18 protein-coding genes and 3 pseudogenes are annotated in these 19,578 nt (G+C 70.7%); 10 read left to right on the top strand and 11 right to left on the bottom strand.

The genetic code is table 11. The annotated features are described in order from the left end of the window. Positions 1–117: 117 nt before the first annotated feature. The gene (locus tag ACWCXB_RS24415; RefSeq protein ID WP_450725608.1) at positions 118–831 is read left to right on the top strand and encodes a type 1 glutamine amidotransferase domain-containing protein; all 714 of its coding nucleotides are present in this window, start codon (positions 118–120) and stop codon (positions 829–831) included. A gap of 204 nt (positions 832–1,035) precedes the next feature. On the opposite strand, the gene ACWCXB_RS24410 is transcribed toward ACWCXB_RS24415, so the two are convergent. Continuing rightward, positions 1,036–3,252, bottom strand: coding sequence for a WD40/YVTN/BNR-like repeat-containing protein (locus tag ACWCXB_RS24410; RefSeq protein WP_450725607.1), 2,217 nt, complete (start codon positions 3,250–3,252; stop codon positions 1,036–1,038). 120 nt (positions 3,253–3,372) lie between these two features. Here ACWCXB_RS24410 and ACWCXB_RS24405 point away from each other — a divergent pair, with 120 nt between their 5' ends. The 4 genes and pseudogenes from ACWCXB_RS24405 to ACWCXB_RS24390 all read left to right on the top strand — a co-directional run bounded on the left by ACWCXB_RS24405 (position 3,373) and on the right by ACWCXB_RS24390 (position 6,480). Further along, a complete protein-coding gene (locus tag ACWCXB_RS24405; RefSeq protein WP_450725606.1) occupies positions 3,373–3,801 on the top strand; it encodes an RICIN domain-containing protein in 429 nt (142 codons plus the stop codon). 69 nt (positions 3,802–3,870) lie between these two features. After that, a complete protein-coding gene (locus ACWCXB_RS24400) occupies positions 3,871–4,776 on the top strand; it encodes a LysR family transcriptional regulator (RefSeq protein ID WP_450725605.1) in 906 nt (301 codons plus the stop codon). Between the two features lie 101 nt (positions 4,777–4,877). After that, entirely contained in the window at positions 4,878–5,444 is a 567-nt protein-coding gene (locus ACWCXB_RS24395; protein ID WP_450725604.1) for a cysteine dioxygenase, read from the top strand. Continuing rightward, a pseudogene (locus ACWCXB_RS24390) lies at positions 5,444–6,480 on the top strand (YeiH family protein). The gene ACWCXB_RS24395 and the pseudogene ACWCXB_RS24390 overlap by 1 nt, the downstream one beginning before the upstream one ends. Positions 6,481–6,549: 69 nt before the next feature. Here ACWCXB_RS24390 and ACWCXB_RS24385 read toward each other — a convergent pair. Next, positions 6,550–7,470, bottom strand: coding sequence for a class I SAM-dependent methyltransferase (locus ACWCXB_RS24385; RefSeq protein ID WP_450725603.1), 921 nt, complete (start codon positions 7,468–7,470; stop codon positions 6,550–6,552). Between the two features lie 27 nt (positions 7,471–7,497). Continuing rightward, a complete protein-coding gene (locus ACWCXB_RS24380; protein WP_450725602.1) occupies positions 7,498–8,463 on the bottom strand; it encodes a cupin domain-containing protein in 966 nt (321 codons plus the stop codon). 94 nt (positions 8,464–8,557) lie between these two features. Between ACWCXB_RS24380 and ACWCXB_RS24375 the strand changes: the two genes are divergently transcribed. Beyond that, positions 8,558–9,433 carry an NmrA family NAD(P)-binding protein gene (locus ACWCXB_RS24375; protein ID WP_450725601.1) on the top strand — a complete coding sequence of 292 codons (876 nt, stop codon included), beginning with the start codon at positions 8,558–8,560 and terminating at the stop codon, positions 9,431–9,433. 266 nt (positions 9,434–9,699) lie between these two features. On the opposite strand, the gene ACWCXB_RS24370 is transcribed toward ACWCXB_RS24375, so the two are convergent. Next, positions 9,700–10,437, bottom strand: coding sequence for a class I SAM-dependent methyltransferase (locus ACWCXB_RS24370; protein ID WP_450725688.1), 738 nt, complete (start codon positions 10,435–10,437; stop codon positions 9,700–9,702). A gap of 65 nt (positions 10,438–10,502) precedes the next feature. After that, positions 10,503–10,808, bottom strand: coding sequence for a 4a-hydroxytetrahydrobiopterin dehydratase (locus tag ACWCXB_RS24365; protein WP_450725600.1), 306 nt, complete (start codon positions 10,806–10,808; stop codon positions 10,503–10,505). Positions 10,809–10,857: 49 nt separating this feature from the next. Between ACWCXB_RS24365 and ACWCXB_RS24360 the strand changes: the two genes are divergently transcribed. Next, a complete protein-coding gene (locus ACWCXB_RS24360; protein ID WP_450725599.1) occupies positions 10,858–11,676 on the top strand; it encodes a helix-turn-helix domain-containing protein in 819 nt (272 codons plus the stop codon). Between the two features lie 165 nt (positions 11,677–11,841). Here ACWCXB_RS24360 and ACWCXB_RS24355 read toward each other — a convergent pair whose 3' ends face one another. The 5 genes and pseudogenes from ACWCXB_RS24355 to ACWCXB_RS24335 all read right to left on the bottom strand — a co-directional run bounded on the left by ACWCXB_RS24355 (position 11,842) and on the right by ACWCXB_RS24335 (position 16,077). Continuing rightward, positions 11,842–12,270, bottom strand: coding sequence for a hypothetical protein (locus tag ACWCXB_RS24355; protein ID WP_450725598.1), 429 nt, complete (start codon positions 12,268–12,270; stop codon positions 11,842–11,844). A 226-nt stretch (positions 12,271–12,496) separates the two neighbouring features. Then, positions 12,497–12,810, bottom strand: a pseudogene (locus tag ACWCXB_RS24350) (site-specific integrase); the annotation flags it as partial. A gap of 87 nt (positions 12,811–12,897) precedes the next feature. Continuing rightward, on the bottom strand, positions 12,898–14,097 hold the full coding sequence (locus ACWCXB_RS24345; protein WP_450725597.1) for an RNA-guided endonuclease InsQ/TnpB family protein: 1,200 nt from the start codon (positions 14,095–14,097) through the stop codon (positions 12,898–12,900). 304 nt (positions 14,098–14,401) lie between these two features. Next, the gene (locus ACWCXB_RS24340) at positions 14,402–14,824 is read right to left on the bottom strand and encodes a hypothetical protein (protein WP_450725596.1); all 423 of its coding nucleotides are present in this window, start codon (positions 14,822–14,824) and stop codon (positions 14,402–14,404) included. A 308-nt stretch (positions 14,825–15,132) separates the two neighbouring features. Continuing rightward, positions 15,133–16,077, bottom strand: a complete 945-nt coding sequence (locus ACWCXB_RS24335) for a LysR family transcriptional regulator (RefSeq protein WP_450725595.1) — start codon at positions 16,075–16,077, stop codon at positions 15,133–15,135. 117 nt (positions 16,078–16,194) lie between these two features. Between ACWCXB_RS24335 and ACWCXB_RS24330 the strand changes: the two genes are divergently transcribed. The 3 genes from ACWCXB_RS24330 to ACWCXB_RS24320 all read left to right on the top strand — a co-directional run bounded on the left by ACWCXB_RS24330 (position 16,195) and on the right by ACWCXB_RS24320 (position 18,200). Beyond that, positions 16,195–17,007 carry an inositol monophosphatase family protein gene (locus ACWCXB_RS24330; RefSeq protein WP_450725594.1) on the top strand — a complete coding sequence of 271 codons (813 nt, stop codon included), beginning with the start codon at positions 16,195–16,197 and terminating at the stop codon, positions 17,005–17,007. Between the two features lie 50 nt (positions 17,008–17,057). Beyond that, entirely contained in the window at positions 17,058–17,702 is a 645-nt protein-coding gene (locus ACWCXB_RS24325) for an NADPH-dependent F420 reductase (RefSeq protein WP_450725593.1), read from the top strand. Between the two features lie 228 nt (positions 17,703–17,930). Next, on the top strand, positions 17,931–18,200 hold the full coding sequence (locus ACWCXB_RS24320) for an alpha/beta fold hydrolase (RefSeq protein WP_450725592.1): 270 nt from the start codon (positions 17,931–17,933) through the stop codon (positions 18,198–18,200). A gap of 697 nt (positions 18,201–18,897) precedes the next feature. On the opposite strand, the pseudogene ACWCXB_RS24315 reads toward ACWCXB_RS24320, so the two are convergent. Beyond that, positions 18,898–19,578 (bottom strand): annotated as a pseudogene (locus tag ACWCXB_RS24315) (2,3-diaminopropionate biosynthesis protein SbnB); the annotation flags it as partial.

Raw genomic sequence — 19,578 nt, 5'->3', positions numbered from 1 at the left:
CGCAACCCTCCTTCCATAAGAGATTTTATGACGAGAGGCGGCTGACCGGAGAAATTCCGAGGACCAAGGTGTTGGACTGGACGGCAGGAACGAACAGCCAGAGAAAGAAGGAATGCCGTGGCAAAGGTCCTGATGGTCGTCTCCGGCGCCGACAGCCTCACGCTGGCCGACGGCACGGCCCACCCCACCGGTTTCTGGGCGGAGGAGGTCGCCGAGTCGCACCGGGTGCTGCGTGAGGCCGGTGTCGAGGTGGACATCGCCACCCCCGGCGGCGTACGGCCCACCGTCGACCCGATCAGCCTCGACGAGCGCGGCGGCGTGGAGAAGGCTGCTGCCGAGGAGTTCCGGGCCTATCTGGACTCCCTCTCCGACCAGCTGGCCGGGCCGCTGGCCCTCGCCGATGTGACCGCCGCCGACTACGACGCCGTCTACCTCCCCGGCGGCCACGGCCCGATGGAGGACCTGGCGCGCGACGCCGACCTCGGCCGTCTGCTCACCGATGCCGATCGGAGCGGGAAGATCGTCGCGGCGCTGTGCCACGGCCCCGCGGGCCTGCTCAGCGCACGCGGCGAGGACGGCGGCTTCACCTTCGCCGGCCGCAGACTGACCACGTTCACCGACGAGGAGGAGCGGCAGGGCGGCCTCGGCGACGCGGCCCCCTACCTCGTGGAGAGCAGGCTCCGCGAGCTCGGCGCCGTCATCGAAGCCGGTCCCGCCTGGACGAGCAAGGCCGTCGTCGACGGCAACCTCATCACCGGACAGAACCCGCAGTCCAGCGTCGACACCGCCCAGCAGGTGCTCGCCGCACTGAAGGCGCGCGGCGTCGCCTGACAGCCGGGTCGTCCGACCGGGCCACGATGATCACCGGCCCTTGGCGTGGCCGGGCCGGCGCACTGAGCTCGCTACGGTGGCGCTCGGTCCGGGTCGTCATGAGCTGATCGCGTCCGCTCCCCGCTGCCACCCGCACAGCCCCCGCCGAAGCGGGGGCCGCGGGCGGAAGCAGGGGGCGCCTGACGCATGGGACCCGGGTCGGCGTCAGGGGACCGTCAGTTCGTAGAAGCCCCGGCCGAACGTGGCGGCGACCAGCCGATGGTGGCCGGCGTCGTACTCGATGTCGTCGACGGGGACCATGGGCAGGCCGCGGCCCAGCCGGGCCCACTGCCTGCCTCCCGCCGGGGCGGTGAACACGCCGTGGTCGGTGGCGACGTGGAGCAGGTTGCCGCGGCCGATGACCAGGTCGTTGACGGGTGCGGCCGGGAGGTTTCCGGACAGGTCCTTCCAGTGCTTGCCGCCGTCGGTGCTGCCGTAGACGTGGGGCAGGGGCGAGCCCGCGCGGTAGGCGGAGTGCGTGGTGAAGACGCGGTCGCTGTCGCGTGGGTCGACGACGACGCGGGTCACCCACGGGCGGCCCTCGGCGAGCTTCGTCCATGTCGCGCCCAGGTCCCTGGTCACCCAGACCCGCCCGTCGTCGGTGCCGACGTAGACCGTGGCGCCGTCCCCGGCGGGGGCGATCGTCGTGATCGTGCCGTAGTTGGTGTAGATCGGGTCGGGGCCCGGGCCGCCGGTGAGGTCGGGGCTGATGGGCTGCCAGGTGACACCGCCGTCCGTGGAGCGGTTGAGGACGTCGGCGCCGTAGTAGAGGATCTTCGGGTCCCGGGGGTCGAGGACGACGGGCGTGAACCAGTTGCGGCGTTTGAAGGTCGTCCTGTCGGCGAAGTACGTCATGGTGTCGCCGCCGTCGCTGGACCGGAAGCAGTTGCCGTACTGGTAACAGGCGAACACGTTGTTCACGTCGGTCGGGTTGATGAGGTTCTCCTCGCCGTCCCCGCCGAGGTACTCGTTGAATCCGTCCGCTCCCCACGAGCGCAGCGACCCGTTGTCCTGCGCACCGCCGGAGATACGGGAGGTGTCCTGGGGGCTGATGGCCGCGCTGTAGAGCTGGGTGTACGGCTCGTGGCGGGCCTTGACCCAGCCGCCGTCCCCGTTCGCGTCGGAGCGGTGGACCCCTCCGTCGTTGCCGAGGTAGACGCGGCCGGGGTGGCGTGGGTCCCAGACCATCGCGTGCTGGTCGACGTGGATGCTCGTGTCGTCGTACGTCCAGGTGTCGCCGCCGTCCTTGCTGGTCATGAGCGGCACCCCGGCCACGTGCAGATGCCGGGCGTCCTTCGGGTCGGTCCAGATCTTGCCGAACCACCAGCCGAAGCTCGACTGCGAGTCGGTGAGTTTCTTGTCGGCCGGGGTCCGGCTCCAGGAGTCGCCGCCGTCGGTCGAGGCGTAGAAGCCCTCGAAGGGCCCGGTGGTCTTGTTGACGATGGCGTAGAGGCTGTCTCCGGCCACGGCGAGGCCGATGCGCCCGACGTCGGGGCCCTGTTCGGGGAGCCCGCCGCCGAGCCGCCGCCAGGTGGTTCCGCCGTCGTCGCTGCGGAAGACTCCGGACCCCACACCTCCGTACGTACGCAGCTGGGGGGTGCGCCGGTGGTCCCACATCACCGCGTACAGCCGCTCGCCCTGGACGAACACCTCGGTGGCGCCGGTGAATTCGTTGGCCCCGGCCAGGATGCGCTGCCAGGTCGCGCCGCCGTCGGTGGTGCGGTAGACGCCCCGGTCACCGCCCCCGTTGTAGAGCGAACCGGCCGCGGCGACGTAGATGCGCCGAGGGTCGGTGGGATCGACGGTGATGGCGCTGATGGCGCCGGAGTCGCGCAGCCCGATCGGGCGCCAGTGGGCGCCGCCGTCGGTGCTGCGGTAGAGGCCCGTTCCCTCGTACGTGATGCTGCCTCCGCCGGGGTTGGGCTCCCCGGTCCCCGCGTAGAGAGTGCCGTCGGGGCCGGTGGCGACCGCCCCCATGGCCTGAGTCCAGTCGTCGGGCCATGCGGACCGGAAGGTCTGGCCCGCGTCGTCGCTGCGCCATACCCCGCCGCTCGCCGCGGCGGCGTAGACGGTGTCGGCGCGCCATGGATCGAGCGCGAGCGAGACGACCCGGCCACCTATGTTGGTCGGCCCCTTCGGTGTCCATCGCCCGCCGACGGTGGGCAGTTGCCGTGCCTGCGTGGCGGCGGAGTCGTGCGCGTGGCGCGGTATGGACTCTCCCGGGAGGGTCTTCTGCAGGTAGCGGTACTCGGCCGGGGCAGCGGGTCCGCGGACGGGCCGGTACGCGTCGGGCGGGCCTGGCGGAGCCGCTGCCGCGGGCGCCATGGCGATCGCGGTGCCCACGAGCGAGGCGAGGAGGAGTGGAACCAGGCGTCTGTGCATGGACTGTGGACTCCCTCGTCGGTCGTCGTCATGACCATTTCAAGTCGACCGATGACGTTACGAGAGGCTGCGGCACAGCAGAAGGGGACGAACTCGACGACGTGCCGACGGCCGCAACGGGTGGCGAGACCTCGTCGGCCGGGAGCTGTCACACAGAACGCCTCACACAACGACGCCAAGGGCAGCGGGGCCAATGTGCAGCAGGGCAAGGAGACCGGGGCACCGGCGCAGCAGTGGGACATCTCGTTCGCCGGCGGGGGTTTCTACCACCTGGTCAACGCGAACAGCGGCAAGCGGCTCGACGTCGCGGGCGCGTCGACCGAGAACGGCGCCAACGTCCAGCAGTGGAAGGCGAACAACTTCGGCGCACAAGAGTGGCTGATCGAACAGCACCTGGACGCGCCAGGGACCGCCACGCTGGTCAGCCACATCAGCGGGCTGCTGCTGGAGGTGGAGGACGGCTCGGCCGAGGACGGGGCGAACGTACGGCAGTGGGAGGACACCGACTCGCCGTTCCAGTGGTGGCGGCTGGAGCCGGTCACCCCGTGACCACAACTGGCTCAAATGGGCCGCGTGCACGATCTCGGATCATCCCAATTTCTGCTTATGCTTTTCGCTGTGTTCGATACCCGGTACATCAAGACCTTCCATGAGGTGGTCAGGACCGGCTCCTACTCGGCCGCTGCCCGCTCGCTGGGCTACACCCAGCCGGCCGTCAGCCAGCAGATGAAGGCACTGGAACGGGATGTCGGCACACCGCTGTTCACCAGGGTCGGACGGGGGATCCGGCTCACCGAGGCCGGGGAGGTGCTGACGCGGCACGCCGGAACCATCCTCGGCAGCCTGACGGCGGCACAGCAGCAGATCGACGCCATAGCCAGGCTGCGGTCCGGGCGGGTGCGGGTGTGTGCCTTTCCGAGCGCCGGGGCGACGGTCATCCCCGAGGCCATGGCCCGGCTGGCCACGGAACACCCGGGAATCAGGGTCGAGTTGGTGGAGAGCGAGCCGCCCGAGTCCCTGCGGCTCGTGGCGGAGGGCAACTGCGACATCACCCTGGCCTTCAGGTACCCGGGTCAGTCGGCCGAGATCCCGGACGAACTGGCGGAGATCCGGCTGCTGGAGGACCCACTGACGGTGCTGCTCCCCACCGGCCACCCACTGGCCCGGCGCCGTGCCGTGCGGCTGGCCGATCTGACGCACGAGCGGTGGATCGCGGGGTGTCTGCGCTGTCGTGCGAACTTCCTGCACGCGTGCGCCGAGGAGGGGTTCACTCCCGACATCGCGTGCTCCACGGACGACAATCTGGTGATGCAGAGTCTGGTGGCGGCGGGGGTCGGCATCGCCATGGTCCCGGCGCTGGTGCTGTCGTTCCTCTGCCACAAGAAAGTCACCGGGCGGATCGTGGAGCCCCACACCCGGCGTCAGGTCTACGCGTACGCGCTCCGCGACCATCTGCGGATCCCCTCCACGGCCCTCGTGCTGGACCAGCTCACGGCAGTGGCCGAGGCGAAGACCGGCTGTTGAGCGCAGCAGTCGGACACCGCGTCGAGCCATAAGAGGACGTTGGGGGCCTTGCAAGCAATTGTCCTTGGACGCGCGGGATCCGGCGGGCGGACGCTGCCTCCATGACCCCTCCGAACGCGGCCACGACCACCGCTTCCCGGACCACCGCACGCCTGCGTGCCTTCGTGGCGGAGATACGCGAGACCGTGAACCGCGGGCTGCCACCGGAGCCCACAGCCCGGCTCGTGGCGGAACGGCTCGTCCCGCACCTGGGGATGCCCGATCTGCTCACCGCCGGGCAGTGCAAGGGCGACCCCGAGCACTACCGCCAGCATGTGCTGCACGCCGAGCACGACGGAAGCTTCTCCGTCGTTGCCCTGGTCTGGCTGCCCGGACAGGTCACACCGATCCATGACCACGTCTCGTGGTGCGTGACCGGCGTCCACGAGGGTGAGGAGAACGAACGCCGCTACGAGCTGATCCCGCACGGCACGACCGCCCGGCTCGTCGCCACCGAGGACGTGGTGAACCCGCGCGGCTCGGTCTCCGCCATCGCCCCGCCCGGCGACATCCACCTCGTACGCAACGCCGGCACCGGCACGGCGCTGTCCCTCCATGTGTACGGGGCCGACATCTCTCGCCTGGGCACCAGCATCCGGCGCGTCTACCGCCTGCCGGCCGACCGTTGATGGCCGCCCTCGACGGCTCACGCGCACATGACGTCGCAGCACACGGCAAGGCCGCCGGGGCCGGCCCCGGGCTCGCGCTGGCCGCCGCCGCTGTGGGCGCCGCCTGGCTGGTGCACAGCGCGTTGCCCGCCGTGCCGATGCTCACCGCCGCCGTCGTGCTGGGCATCGCCGCCGCGCACACGCCGTGGCTGCGCAATCACATCCGCGGCCGTTGCCGAGCCGGGCTCACGCTGGCCGCCAAGAGGCTGATGCGCATCGGAATCGTCCTGCTCGGTCTGCGGCTGGGCATGGCGGACGTGCTTGGCCTGGGCTGGGCAACGGTCGTCATGGTGCTCCTCGTGGTCGCCGCGACATTCTGGGGTACCTGGTGGCTGGGGCACCGGCTCGGGCTGCCCGGTGATCAGCCGCTGCTGATTGCCACTGGCTACTCCATCTGCGGAGCGTCCGCGATCGGCGCGGTGAGCGCGGTGCACGACAGCGACGACGAGGACGTCGTCACGTCGGCGGCGCTGGTGACCCTGTGCGGAACCCTCGCCATCGCCGTACTGCCCCTGCTGCACGGCCCGCTGGGGCTGACCGACGCCGAGTTCGGACGCTGGGTGGGAGCGGGTGTCCATGATGTGGGGCAGGTAGTGGCCGCCGCCCAGACCGCGGGAACCGGCGCGCTGGGCGAGGCCGTCCTGGTCAAACTCCTGCGCGTGACACTGCTGGCCCCCTGGTCGCAGGTCTCGTGGTCGCCGCGTGCCGCCGTGGCCGTGGCACTCGCTCGGCCCGCCGGCCTCCCCTCGTGCCGCTGTTCGTCGTGGGATTCCTCGCCCTGGTGGCACTGCGCACCACGGGTCTGGTGCCCGCGCCCGTCCTCGCGGCGGCCGGCACGACTCAGGAACTCCTGCTCGCCATGGCCCTCTTCGGTCTGGGCACCGCAGTCCATCTGCCGTCCCTGACCCGTACCGGCCTGCGGGTCGGCGTAGTCGGGCTCACCGCCTGGGTGCTGATCGCCGCGGCGTCGTACGCGGGTGTGCTGCTGACGGCCTGAAGGTGCGGCGGGTGCACCGGTCCACCGCGGGAGCCGCCGCGCGAGTGGCGGGGCGGGGCCGGACAGGGCCTAGCCGCGGCGGGCCGTGTGCACCGTGCGTGCCGCCAGCAGGTAGCAGTCCGGACGGTGCATGAGCCCCTCCTCGTCGTCCGGGTCGAGGAGCCGGTCCATCACGGCGATGTCCTCGGCGGACAGCCGCCCGTCCAGCGCCTTGCGCTGCCAGCCGAACGTGGAGACCAGCTGCTCGCGTACGGCGCCCGTGAGCGGCGCCGGGATGTCGAGGAGGAAGGAGCGGGTGGCGGTGGTGGACGCGAGGCCCGCGGCTGACAGCAGCGCGCGCCAGTCCTCGACCTCCGCCTTGGTGTCCGGCAGCCCGGCGCGCATCTCCTCGAACCATTCGGTGCTTGCCGCCTCGATACGGCTTTCGAGGCCGGGGCGGCCGATGCCGATGTCGCGGGGCAGATGGCGCGGCTGCAGCCCGCCTTCGACGAGGGCGAGCAGCCCGCCGGGGCGCAGGAGCCGGGCGAAGCCGGTGAGGGCGGCGCGCTGATCCCCGAGATGGTGCACGGAGTTGCCCGCCCAGATGAGGTCGGCCGTGCCCAAGTCATCGATTCCGTCCGGCATTTCTGCGGCGTGTGTGCGGACGCGGTCACCGAGCCCCATGCCCTCGGCCCGGGCCAGGGCGCGGTCGAGGAGCGCGGGTGTCGAGTCCACGGCGACGACCTCCGCGTACGGGAACGCCTCGGCGAGAAGGCAGGTGATCACACCCGGTCCGCTGCCGATGTCGAGGACGCGGCGCACGGCGGCGGCGGGCAGCTGTTCGCCGATCCAGGCCACGGCCTGCGCGTACTGCGGTCGCTGCAGCTCGGCGCCGCGTTCCAGGAGGGGTGCGAGCTCGTCCCAGTCCATGTGGGTCGTGCCCTTGTCGGTGCCGGTCCCGGTGCCGTCATGGCCGTGGCGCTCGTGGTGGTGATGATGAGGATGGCTCATGGCGTCAGGGTGCGCTCCGGGGTGCCCTCACGGCAAGCTCTGTTGCGGTTCCGGCAAATCGGCCGCGACGGTGCGGTGTTCCTGCGGGCTGATGCCGCGTACGCGTTTGAACGCGGCGCTCAGCGCGAACGCGCCGCTGTAACCGACCTGCCGGGCGACGGCCTCCACCGTCGCGTCCGTGTCCCGGAGCAGATCGGCGGCGACGGCGAGCCGCCAGTCGGTGAGGTACGCCATCGGCGGCTCGCCCACCAGACCGGTGAACCGGCGCGCGAGCCCCGCCCGGGAGACCCCGCACTTCGCGGCGAGCGAGGCGACGGTCCAGGGGTGCGCGGGATCGTTCTGCATCAGCCGCAGGGCCGCGCCGACGACCGGATCGCCCATCGCCCTGTACCAGGTGGGCGCCTCGGCCCCGGGCCGGGCGAACCAGGCCCGCACCACCGCGATGAGCAGCAGGTCGAGCACCCGGTCGAGCACCACACTCTGCCCCGGCTCGTCGCGGCTGATCTCCTGGTCGAGCACCGGCATCAGCGGACAGTCCCACACGTTCGCGGGGAGGTGCAGCAGCCCGGGCAGGGAGTCCAGCAGCCGCCTGCTGACCTCGCCGGCCATCTGGTACGTGCCGATGAGCATGGTGGTGGCGCCGTCGGGGGCGTTGCCCCAGGTCCGTACGCCGAGGTGCATGGACTGTGCGAGGGGTTCGCCCTGGAGGGTGGTGCAGGCGCCGCCGGGTCCGATCACCGCGTACGGCGGGGTCGACGGGGTGTCGGCGGCGAGATACGGCTCCGGGCCGCGCGCGATCGCGACATCGCCCGGCCGGAGCAGGACCGGCGCGCCGGTGTCGGGGACGATCCACGCCTCGCCGCGCGTGACGCACATCAGGCAGAGCGGGGCGCGGTCCTCGACGCGAACGGACCAGGGCGGGTCCATCACCATGCGGAGCAGGAAGGCTCCTCTGGCCCGGGGTCCGTCGAGCAGTCCCGCGAGTGCGTCCATGGTGACGAGCGTAGATGGTGCGTGTAGACGCACGCGTATGGAATCGAGCCTCTCCCGCATGGAGAGTCCAGGCCGCAGCGGTGACTCTGAAGCCATGACGGAGAACCTGAAACAGCAGAAGCAGCAGACACAGCAAACGCCGCAGACCCAGCCGACAACGGTGCTGGTGACGGCGGCGAGCGGCAAGACCGGCCGCCGGGTGGCGGAGCGGCTCGCGGGGCGCGGGGTGACCGTGCGCGCCGGTTCGCGCCAGGGGGAGGTGTCCTTCGACTGGGAGGACGGGGCGACGTGGGGTCCGGCGCTTCGGGGCGCGGACGCCGCATACGTGACGTACTACCCGGACCTGGCGGGGCCGGGCGCGGTGGACACCATGCGGGGCTTCGGCCGGCTGGCGGCGGAGAGCGGGGTACGCCGGCTGGTGCTGCTGTCCGGCCGCGGTGAGCCGGAGGCGGCGCACGCGGAGGACGCGCTGCGGGAGGCGGGCGTGCCGCTGACGGTGGTGCGGGCGGCGTTCTTCGCGCAGAACTTCAGCGAGGGCGCCTTCGCCGGCGGGGTGCTCGACGGCGAGATCCCCTTCCCCGCGGGTGACACGGCCGAGCCCTTCCTCGACCTGGAGGACCTCGCGGACGTGGTGCTCACGGTGCTCATGGAGGACGGGCACGAGGGTCTGACCCACGAGCTGACCGGGCCTCGGCTGCTGACGTTCCACGACGTGGCGGCCGAGCTCGCCGCCGCCACCGGGCGCAGGATCGAGTACGTTCCGGTCTCCGGCGACGACTACGTGGCCATGCTGCAGGAGTTGGGCTTCCCGGCCGAGGACGCACAGTGGCTGACCGAACTCTTCACGATGCTCATGGACGGCCACAACGCGCATCTGACGGACGGCGTCCAGCGCGTCCTCGGCCGTGCCCCGAGGGACTTCTCCGCCTTCGCGAAGGACGCGGCCGCTTCGGGTGCCTGGTCGGCCTGACGCCCGCGACGCGTCGCCCGACGGTTACGGGTCGACGGCGGATCCGACCGCAGTCGGCACGACCCGGGCACGGACACCGCGGCCCTGCGGCGGGCGGGCGCTGACCGGTGTGCGACCCGGCGAGGGCGCGATGGGCCGCACGGACCCTCGGACGACCGGTTGACCGGTTGACCGGCGACTGGTCACTTACGCCGCGTGATCCATCTCGGACCGTGTTCGACCGCCCGCTGGAGGTCGACCGGTCACCGGCGTCCGGGGAGACCTCGTCACCCGCTCCGCGCCGCCCTGCGCAGTGCGAGGAGCCGGTAGCGCGGCTCGGGGCGCGGCTCGTCGGGGTCGGGCAGTGCGCGCAGCTCCGCGGCGAGTTTCTCGGCGATCACCCCGCGTGCCGTGAGCCGGGACGCGTACTCCCCGCGCAGCAGCGCCTGGGCGACCTGGCGGGGGGAGCGGCCCTGGCCGTGGCCGGTGAAGTGCGTCTCCCCCGCCGGGCCGAGACCATGAACCGCGCCGAACGCCTCGATGCGGTCGGCGCGGTCGTACGCCTCGGTCGTGCGGTACGGCGCGAGGACCGCGTCGATGTCGCTGCCGATGTCGTGCCCGGCGTCCTTGTCGACGGTGGCGACGAACACTCCGCCGGGGCGCAGCACCCGCGCCGCCTCGGCGACGATCGCCCGTGCGTCCCGTACGAGATGCAGCAGCCACACCGCGCTGACCGCGTCCACCGAGGCATCGGGCAGCGGCAGTCGCCGCACGTCGGCGAGGAGGACGGTGCCGACACGTGCGGCGGCGATCCTGGCCATGCCGGGTGCGGAGTCGGCACCGAACACGCGCAGTCCTGACCTGCCGAGGCGCTCGGTGACGAGCCCGGTGCCGCAGCCGATGTCCAGGAGCGAGCGGGCGGTCTGCGGCACGAGCGAGAGCACGGCAGCGGCGGCCGCCGCGGCACGGGGCACACCGCCGCGCGTCGCGTCGTAGACGGCGGCCTCCACGTCGTAGTCGAGCAGCGTGTCCCGGCCGACGCCGGCCGCCCCCGCCGTTTCGCGGGTGGTCTCGTCGTCGTTGAGCACGGTCAGCTCGCACCGTGGTTCGGGGCGACCGTCTCGACGCGGCGCGCGAGCTCGAAGTCGCGCTCGGTGATCGCGCCGCCCGCGTCATGCGTGTTCACGGTGAGATTGACCGTGTTGTAGCCGAGCGTGAGATCGGAGTGGTGGTTCAGCTCGTCCTGGATCCGCGCGACATGCACGACGAGTGCGGTCGCCGCGAAGTGGTTGCCGAGCCGGTACGTACGGGCGATCCGGTCGCCCTCCTGGGACCAGCCGGGCAGCTCGCGCAGCCTGTCCTCGATCTCCTTCTGCGACAGCGGCTCTGTGGGCATGAGCGGGACTCCCTCCGGGATTGTCTGCGGGCGACGTTACGGTTTCCGTATGACAACTGTCGCGCCCGACACGGGAGTGGGGCCACTGCTGCGTGCATGGCGGGAGCGGCGCAGGCTCAGCCAGCTGGAACTGGCCCTGCGCGCCGACTCCTCCGCCCGGCACATCAGCTTCGTCGAGACGGGGCGGTCACGGCCGAGCGAGGAGATGATCCTCAAGCTCGCCGAGCACCTCGACGTCCCGGTCCGCGACCGCAACGCGCTGCTGCTGGCGGCCGGCTACGCGCCGCGGTTCGCGGAGACGCCCATGGACGATCCTGCGCTGGAGGCCCTGCGCGAGGGGATGGAGCGGCTGCTGCACGGGTACGAGCCGTATCCGGCGCTGGTCGTCGACGGCACGTACACGGTCGTGGCGGCCAACCGCGGGATCGCCATGCTCCTCGACGGCCTCCCCGAACATCTGCTCACTCCCCCGCTGAACGCGATGCGGATCACCCTGCACCCGGAGGGTCTCGCCCCGCGGATCCGCAACCTGCGGGAGTGGCGCGGGCATCTGCTGGCCCAGATGGAGCGCCAGATGGCCCTGGTCCGCTCCGAGGCGCTGCGTGAGCTGTACGACGAGGTCGCCGCGTATCCCGTGCCGGAGCCGGGCGACGACGCGGCGGGCCTCGAGGACCGGGAGGACCAGGCGCCCTACCCGTACTTCGCGCTTCCGCTGCGGATCGAGCACGGTGGAGTGGTGCTGTCCTTCGTGTCGTCGATCTCGACGTTCAACACGCCGCTGGACGTCACGGTCGCCGAGCTGGCCATCGAAACGTTCCTTCCGGCCGACCCGGCGACGGTGAAGTACCTGCAGTCGCTCGCGTCTTGATCTACTGAAATCTCCAGTTCTGCACGCTCGCAGGCTGAAGCAGCGCCCTCGACAAGACGGCGCCGGTGCTTGGGAAGCCTCGGCAGAGTCACAGAGGGGGCGCCGGGCCCGAGGGCCGCGTGCGGGTCACGTACCGCACGTCGGCCGCGTCGGCCGGCGCTCCCCTCACGGCGCGGGGTGCGGCGTGAGCGCGCGCAGCGCGAACCACTGAAGCCCCGCGAACCCCGCGACGGTCATCGCCTGCATCATGATCCACAGCGTCCCCGCGGTGCTGGGCTCCAGCCACGCCACCAGCGCGACGACACTGAGCACGGCCCAGGCCGCATTGGCGTCGACGACGAGCTTCACGGGCCCGGCGGGCGGCTGTTGCCGGGCGGCGAGGAACCCGACGCCCGCCGCGAACAGGGTGAGAAACACGCCCAGTTCGAGCAGCAGCGCCGCATCGACGCCGAGCAGCCGCCCGAGCGGTCCTGACGCCGCGAGATACGCGAGCCCGTTGGTGCCCGTGACGACGGCGTCGAGGGCGAGGAAGCGACGGAGCGTCGTCTGCGGCTCGGTGGTGCGGGAGAGTCCGGCGAGCAGGGCCTGGGACATGACGGATCAGCCTCCATCGAGTTCGTACACACTGGTCGGTGACCCGGAACTCGGACGGAGTGCGCCGCCCGAGCCCCGGTGACCACCACGATGCCGGTGTCCGGTGGAGGGGTCGATTACCAGCGGGGTAATGGCAGCGCCGGAGTCTCTGTGCAGGTCACGGCGGACATGCACAGAGACTCCGGCAGCAAGGGAGGGAGCCAAACAGGGAGCCACGGCCGAGAGCTCAGGCGCTCGGATCGGACTCGCTGTCCGTCGTACTGCCCTGTCCGAAGATGTCGTCCACCGCCTCGGCTCCCTCCGTAATCACGGGGCGCAGTTGCTTGCGGTAGACCTGCTCCGTGGTCCGGCTGCCGCTGTGGCCGACCACGCGGGCGATGGCCTCGATGCAATCTTTCTGCTGCCGCGTCCGATGCGCTTCCATCACGGAGGCAGCCTGCTTCGGCATCGCAAGCGAGCGACGGCTCTTCTTCGTCTTCCTGTCCCCGTTCGCCGGACAGAGCGCCACACGTCCACATGCGGTCTGGCGTCGCCCTTCTCCGTTGTCCGCTCTGCGGGCCCGGCTGGACGCCTCGGTCATGTGTGCGCTCCGTGACTCCTCCCCCACCTGAAGGTGGGGGCTTCTCGCTATGCCGGTTGGGCTTCGCGACGGGCCAGCCCGGCCCGTAGAACGTTCTGGGCGCCCACCGTGTCCGCGTGTGCCTGGTGGCCGCACGCGGTGCAGTGGAACTTCTCCTGGGTGGGCCGGTTCTCCTTGGCGGTGTGCCCGCATTCGGGGCACCGCCGGGAGGTGTTGCGGGGGTCCACGGCGATCACGTCTCGTCCGGCGCTTTCAGCCTTGGCGTGCAGGATCGCGAGGAACACCCCCCATCCGGCATCCGAGATCGATCGGTTCAGTCCGGCCTTGGCGGCGGCTCCGTTGGGCAGGAACGCGCCCGGCTGGTCGGGGTCGGGCTTCGGCGTGGGGGTCTTGACCATGTTGTGGATCTTGAGGTCTTCGTGCGCGATGAAGTCGTGTTCGCGCACGAGGCCGAGAGCGGTCTTGTGCGCGTGATCAAGGCGCTGGCGGCGGACCTTGCGGTGCAGGGTCGCGATGCGCTCGACGGCTTTGCGGCGGCGCTTCGATCCCCGCTTGCACCGGGCCAGGCCCTGCTGTGCCGCTTCGAGTTTCGCGGCTGCCTTACGGGCGTGGCGCGGGTTGGCGACGTGCTCACCGTTGGAGGTAGTGAGGAACGAGGCTATGCCCATGTCGATGCCAACCATGCTGCCGGTTGCGGGCAGCGGCTCCGGCTGGGTCTGCTCGGCGGTCAGGATGACGTACCACCGCTTGCCCTCGCGCTTGACGCTGACCGTCCTCACCTTGCCGACCACGGCACGGTGCTGGTGCACCCGGACATGTCCGACGCCCTGGAGACGGACGCGGGTCACCGGGTCATGCGGGGTGGAGTCCCAGCGGCAGCCGTCACCGTCCCTGGGGAACTCCACCGTGTCGAACCGGCCCACCCCACGAAACCGCGGATAGCCAGGCTTCTCTCCGGCTTTGACGCGGCGGAAGAACGCGGCGAACGCCTTGTCCAGCCGGCGAAGCGTCGCCTGCTGGGACGAGAACGACCACCGGCCCTGCCGCTGCGGGTCGAATGCCCGGATGTCCTTGAGCTGCGCGGACTGCTGCCCGTACCGGACCGTCGTCCTGGAGACATGCCGGTATGCATCCCGGCGCTCCTGCAACGCCCCGTTGTAGAGGGAGCAGTGATCCCGCAGCATCTCGCCGAGCGCGATCTGCTGGCCAACGGTGGGCCGCAGGAGGAACTTGTACGCACGCATCACCCGACCCACCCCCCTTCGGCCCATGTGTGATCAACCTAGCGGAGGCCACTGACAACGAAGAGAACTCCGGCGCTTCGCACCTCCGCGCCAAGGATGCGTTTCCCTCCCCGGCCGAAGCCGGGGATACCCACGCAAGATCAAGGATGGCCTGTACGTCGCCGACGCCCCGTCCCGCCCGTCCCTGTGGAAGTTCGCGGCGATGACTGCGGTTGGCTGTGTACGCGACTTACGGCTCTGGCCCAACTTCTGTGGCCCGTGACGGTGGGTCACCAGGGAGGTCAGTGTCAGCCGGCAGTGCCCGCTCTCACTCCGCTCGCGCTGCCCGTCGGCGCCGCCAGGCCAGCGCCGGTGCCGTGATGGCCAGGGCGAAGAGGACGGCCGCCATGATGAGGTGCGGGACGGTGTGGCCCTGCGCGAGCGTGTAGAGCCCGCAGGCCGCGCCGCCGGCAGCGACGCCCAGGGCGGGCGGCCATCGGTCGGCGGTCAGGCCGGTGCCGACCACGAACAGCGTGGGCATCGAAGCGAGGAACAACACCCAGCTGCGCAACTCGTAGCCGTCGGCGGCGACGCAGCCGCCCCTGGGCCCGCGCTTGCAGCCGCCTTCGACGAACCCCAGGAAGCCCCAGGTCGCGGCCGCCAGGACGACGACGACCAGTGGAATCCACCACCCCCGCGACCAGTTCTTCTCATCGAGCGACCACCTGCGCGTCGAACGCCCGCCGTCCATACCCCTACCCCCATGTCGATGACCGCCGAGATCATAGAGCGCACCCGCCGGCCGAGCGCTTCGCGGGATGGCGGATCGCCCTCACAACCACGCCTCTCCTGGCGGACCAGCAGCTCATTTACAGCGGCCTGGCGCACAGTCCGGGCCAGCCCAGCCGTCGCTCAGGGTGCCCGAACCACACAAGTTGAGTCAGAGCCCGACTTACGACGTCGTTTCGACGTGAGATTGGGAGTCGCACGCTCGCACGAATAGGTGATGTTCACGAGAACGGGAGTCAGCTGCCGCAGGCCTTTCCCCGGGCGTATCCGTCACTGCCCGGTCCGGTTGGTGAGGGGCTGTTGAGAGGCTGTCGGTGGTGTGAATAGTGCCTGGACGGTTTCGGTGGCCAGGTCTCGCAGCCAGGTGTGGGCGCGGTCGTTGTCGTAGCGCTGGTGCCACAGCAGGTACAGGGGGACGTCGGGCAGCGGGAGTGGCGGCGGCAGTGAGGCCAGGCCGAGTTGTTCCCGGGCCGTGCGGGTGACCGCGTCGGGGAGGGTGACGACCAGGTCGGTGTTGAGGGCGAGTTGCAGTGCGAAGGCGGCGGTGGGCCCGGCGGCGACGACGCGTCGTTCGAGGCCGCGGGTGGTCAGGGCGTCGTCGATCGGGTCGCGCAGGTTTCCGCGCCGCGAAACGGTGAGGTGTTCGGCGGCTGCGTAGCGCTCGAGGCTCAGCGGGCCTTCGGTGAGGGGGTGGCCTGGGCGGACGGCGACGATCAGCCGGTCCTTGCCGACGAGGCGGTGGCGGATGTCGGGGAGCGTCGGAGCGCTGGAGCTTGATTCGAGGTCGACCTCACCCCGGCGCAGCTCGGCGTCGTCCGTCCCGGGTTCGGCGGACAGGCGGAGCCGGACGCCGGGGGCCTGATGGTGGACGGCCGTGGTCAAGGCGGTGCCGCAGGCGGCGGTCAGGGCGTCGTGCCAGCGCACGGTGAACACCCGGTCCAGAGCTGCCAGGTCGAGTTCTTGCTGCGCGGAGAGAAGCTGGTGGGCCTGCTGTACGAGGGCGTGGACCTGGGCGCGCATGGCCAGCGCGCGGGTGGTGGGGACCATGCTGCGGCCGGTGCGGACCAGGATCTGGTCGCCGGTGGCCTTGCGGATGCGGCCCAGGGAGCGGCTCATCGCCGGTGCGGTGACGTGGAGGCGTGCTGCGGCGCCGGCGACGCTGCCCTCTTCCAGCAGGGCGTCCAGGGCGGTGAGCAGGTTCAGATCCAGTTGCATGAGAGTAACTCTACAAGTGACAAGCATGCACTTGTTGTTAATGGTCAGGCGGCCTACCTTCGAAGTGCGGGGGCGAGGCAACCGCCCCGCTTCTACCGATCCCCCAGGGAGCCCACCATGAGCACAGCCATGCCTTTCGACGCCGACGCGACGCTCCTGTCCGACGTGACCGCTGCGGTGAAGGCCGCTGGCGTCACGCTGCGCGACCGCTACACCTCGCACGCCCGGGGCGTGAGTCTGGACGAGGTCGTCGGCGAGATCCACGCCAACGACGACGCGGTGCTGGACGTGCTGCGGGAACCGCTGCTGCGGGCCCGGCAAGGGTCGCAGTGGGCCGAGGACGAGCTGGCCGGCGGCGCGCTCCCGCCCGGGGAGTGGTGGGTCGTCGACCCCGCCGAGGGCAACATTAACCACGTCCACGGCATGGAGGACTGGGCCGTCACCGCCACCCTGGTCCGCGACAACCAGCCGGTACTCACCGTCGTCCACCTGCCGCTGACCGGCGACACCTACACCGCCGTCGCCGGCGGCGGTGCCCGCCTCAACGACCGACCCCTGAAGGTGTCCGCCAAGACCGACCTGGGCGCCGCGCTCATCGGCACCGGCCAGGCCAAGCCCGGCGAGGACGAGCGCACCTTCCGGCGGATCGGTGACTCCGTCACCGCCATGCTCATCAACGGCCTGGTCGTGCGCGTGTCCGTTCCCGCCACGATGCAGCTCATCCACGTCGCCGCCGGACGCATGGACGCGTTCTGGCAGTTCTCCGACGTCCGCTCCGGCCTGGTCGCCGGCGCCCTGCTGGTCTCCGAGGCCGGAGGCACCGTCACCGACCTGACGGGCGAACCCTGGAACACCGGCAGCCGCGACTTCCTGGCCGCCGCCCCCGGCATCCACGGCGCCGCCCTCAAGGTCCTCTCGCCGATCGCCTGACCGGACGTCTCCGCTCTTCCCCACCCCGATACCGCAAGGAGCATCACCGCATGACCAGCATCGGCATCCTGGGCGCCGGCCGCGTCGGCGCCAACCTCGCCGGCAAGCTCTCCGCAGCCGGACACCATGTCACCATCGGTGGCCGGAGCCCCGAAGACACCGCCGCCCGCACCATTGGGCTCGCCCCGCGGATCGCCTTCGCCGACCAGCGCACCACCGCCCGCACCACGGACATCGTGATCAACGCGACGCCCGGCGACAGCTCCCTGGAGCGCCTCACCGACCTGCGCACCGAGCTCTCCGGAAAGATCCTCATCGACGTCTCCAACGCAACCCGCGACGCCGCTGACGGCCTGCCCGGCGACCTGTGCTATCCCGGCAGCAGCCTCGCCGAGAAGCTCCAGGCCGCGCTCCCCGACACCCATGTGGTCAAGACCCTCAACACCATGCTTTTCATAGTCATGACCGCTCCCGAAACCCTGGCCACCCCACCGACCGCCTATCTCTCGGGCGACGACGAACAGGCGAAGAGGGCCGTCACCGGCCTGCTCGGCGACCTGGGCTGGCAGCCCGCATGGATCGAGGACCTCGGCGACATCACCACAGCCCGCGCCACCGAGGCCATGATCCTGGTCGTGCCCCACATCCTGCGCCGACACGGCTTCAAGCCCTTCGCCGTCTCCCTCGCCCGCTGACCCACCAAGACCGGGTTCAGACCAAAACCAGGTAGCGGGCTCGTGCGAGGCAGCTGGGCGCCGGCACGGACAACGCCCGCTGGGCTGCAAGTGACGCCCGAACTCATCGACATTGATCATGCCTACTACACGCGAGGCGACTCCCGAAGTCGTCAACAAACGACTCCCATCCTTGATCTTGCGTGGGTATCCCCGGCTTCAGCCGGGGATACCCACGCAAGATCAAGGATGGAACTGGGAGCCTTCATCGAGTACCTCCCCAGCCCCCAGGAACTCGCCGGTGTGACGGTTGCGTGCCTCGTCGCGGCCGGCGCCGACAACCGCGATCCCGCCGCGCCGTACCACCACGGCTACGAGGAGTCCAAGTGGCTCGCCGCCCACATGCGCACCGAACTCATCGAGCTCCCCGGCGCCCACGCCCCCTATCTGACCCATCCGGTGGAGCTGACCGATGCGCTGCGCCCCCTGCTGCGTGCGCTTTCGTCGAATACGGGGTGATGCTCCTCACCGGGGGTCACGATCGTCTTCGTGAGGTGGCGCCCGGAGTGCACCAGTCTCAGCGGAGGGGTGGTCCGGGCACGGAGCAGAGCGTGTTCCGTCCTGGCGTAGCAGGGCCGGACCTGAGGAGATGCCTCGCCCTGCCGCGGGGGGCGGGTGAAGGGCACCGAGCGCTCTCGCGCGAGTGGGAATAGCGGGACAACCCGTAGTCCTGGGTGCCGTCACCAGGCAGGATGTTCTTGTGAAGGATCTGCCCCCCCGGCCTGCCGTCAGCAGACTCGCGCAAGTGGCACAGCCGCCGGTGGTGGGACCACTTGGGCTATATGCGTGTGCGTTCGTTGGCAAACCCGAACTGGTCCCGGGACATGCCGTGGCTGATCAGCTGGTTGCGACGTGAGCTCTCGGCATCCCTTCCGGAAGATCACTCCCTCTATGACAGGGCGATCACTGCGGCTCGGCGTTATGCGCAGACCCAGGGTCCCGCGATGGAAGCTGAACGGGCATGGGACCGCGTGCTTGAGCCCATCGACGCATTGCTCGAAAGGCGCCAGGCGAGGCACCTGGACAGGGTGCGTCGGGCTCGAATTGAGCACGGTGATGTGAGCACCTGAATGGCAGGCTTGTGCCTCACTGCCTCGTCGGACCCGGGGTGCCCACCCGCAGCTCAGGCCGTCGGGATCCTCGGCGAAGAGCATCCTCATCCGTAGCGGCGTAGTTCGTGGAAGAAGTCGTCGATGATGTGCAGTTCGTCGGTGCGGGCGAGTTCGTCGTGGACGTACTTGCCGACGGCGAGGTCGAGGACGCCGAGGCCGAAGGGTGAGAAGAGGACCGGCCGGTCGGTGGGGAGGGTGACGCGGCCGGTGATGACGTCGTCGAGGGTGCCGGTGAGGAAGTCGCGGTTGCCGGTGAGCTGTTCGGCCAGGTGCGGGGAGGTGTCGGCTTTGAGGCAGTGCTCGACGTCGTCGACGATGTTGGCGGAGCCGAGGAGGATTTCGGGTGCCAGGTCGCGCAGGGAGATGTGCAGGACCAGGGGGTTGTGGTCGAACCAGGCCCGCTCGGTGATGTGGGGGGTGGCGGCGACGGTGGCGAAGACGACCAGGTCGCTGACGCGGATGAGTTCCTCGGCGCTGTCGTGGAGGCTGATCGTGCCGGTGGTGCCCGACTGTTCCAGGTAGGTGCGGAACCCGGCGGCGCTGTCGGGGGACAGGTCGTGGATGCCGATGGTGTCGAAGGACCAGCCGGTGCCGGTGAGGTAGGTGTGGATGTAGCGGGCGATCAGGCCCGTGCCGATGAAGCCGACGCGGGTGGGGCGTGGCCGGGTGCGGGAGAGCCGGTCGGCGGCCAGGGCGGCGGATGCGGCGGTTCTGGTGGCGCTGAT

Source organism: Streptomyces sp. NPDC001514, assembly GCF_053597075.1.
This window is presented reverse-complemented; position numbering and strand designations above follow the sequence as displayed.

Coding starts and splice junctions, on each gene's coding strand:
- ACWCXB_RS24410 (WP_450725607.1), bottom strand. CDS start 3,252: ATGCACAGACGCCTGGTTCCACTCCTCCTCGCCTCGCTCGTGGGCACC.
- ACWCXB_RS24395 (WP_450725604.1), top strand. CDS start 4,878: ATGACCCCTCCGAACGCGGCCACGACCACCGCTTCCCGGACCACCGCA.
- ACWCXB_RS24385 (WP_450725603.1), bottom strand. CDS start 7,470: ATGAGCCATCCTCATCATCACCACCACGAGCGCCACGGCCATGACGGC.
- ACWCXB_RS24380 (WP_450725602.1), bottom strand. CDS start 8,463: ATGGACGCACTCGCGGGACTGCTCGACGGACCCCGGGCCAGAGGAGCC.
- ACWCXB_RS24375 (WP_450725601.1), top strand. CDS start 8,558: ATGACGGAGAACCTGAAACAGCAGAAGCAGCAGACACAGCAAACGCCG.
- ACWCXB_RS24365 (WP_450725600.1), bottom strand. CDS start 10,808: ATGCCCACAGAGCCGCTGTCGCAGAAGGAGATCGAGGACAGGCTGCGC.
- ACWCXB_RS24360 (WP_450725599.1), top strand. CDS start 10,858: ATGACAACTGTCGCGCCCGACACGGGAGTGGGGCCACTGCTGCGTGCA.
- ACWCXB_RS24355 (WP_450725598.1), bottom strand. CDS start 12,270: ATGTCCCAGGCCCTGCTCGCCGGACTCTCCCGCACCACCGAGCCGCAG.
- ACWCXB_RS24340 (WP_450725596.1), bottom strand. CDS start 14,824: ATGGACGGCGGGCGTTCGACGCGCAGGTGGTCGCTCGATGAGAAGAAC.
- ACWCXB_RS24335 (WP_450725595.1), bottom strand. CDS start 16,077: ATGCAACTGGATCTGAACCTGCTCACCGCCCTGGACGCCCTGCTGGAA.
- ACWCXB_RS24330 (WP_450725594.1), top strand. CDS start 16,195: ATGAGCACAGCCATGCCTTTCGACGCCGACGCGACGCTCCTGTCCGAC.
- ACWCXB_RS24325 (WP_450725593.1), top strand. CDS start 17,058: ATGACCAGCATCGGCATCCTGGGCGCCGGCCGCGTCGGCGCCAACCTC.
- ACWCXB_RS24320 (WP_450725592.1), top strand. CDS start 17,931: ATGGAACTGGGAGCCTTCATCGAGTACCTCCCCAGCCCCCAGGAACTC.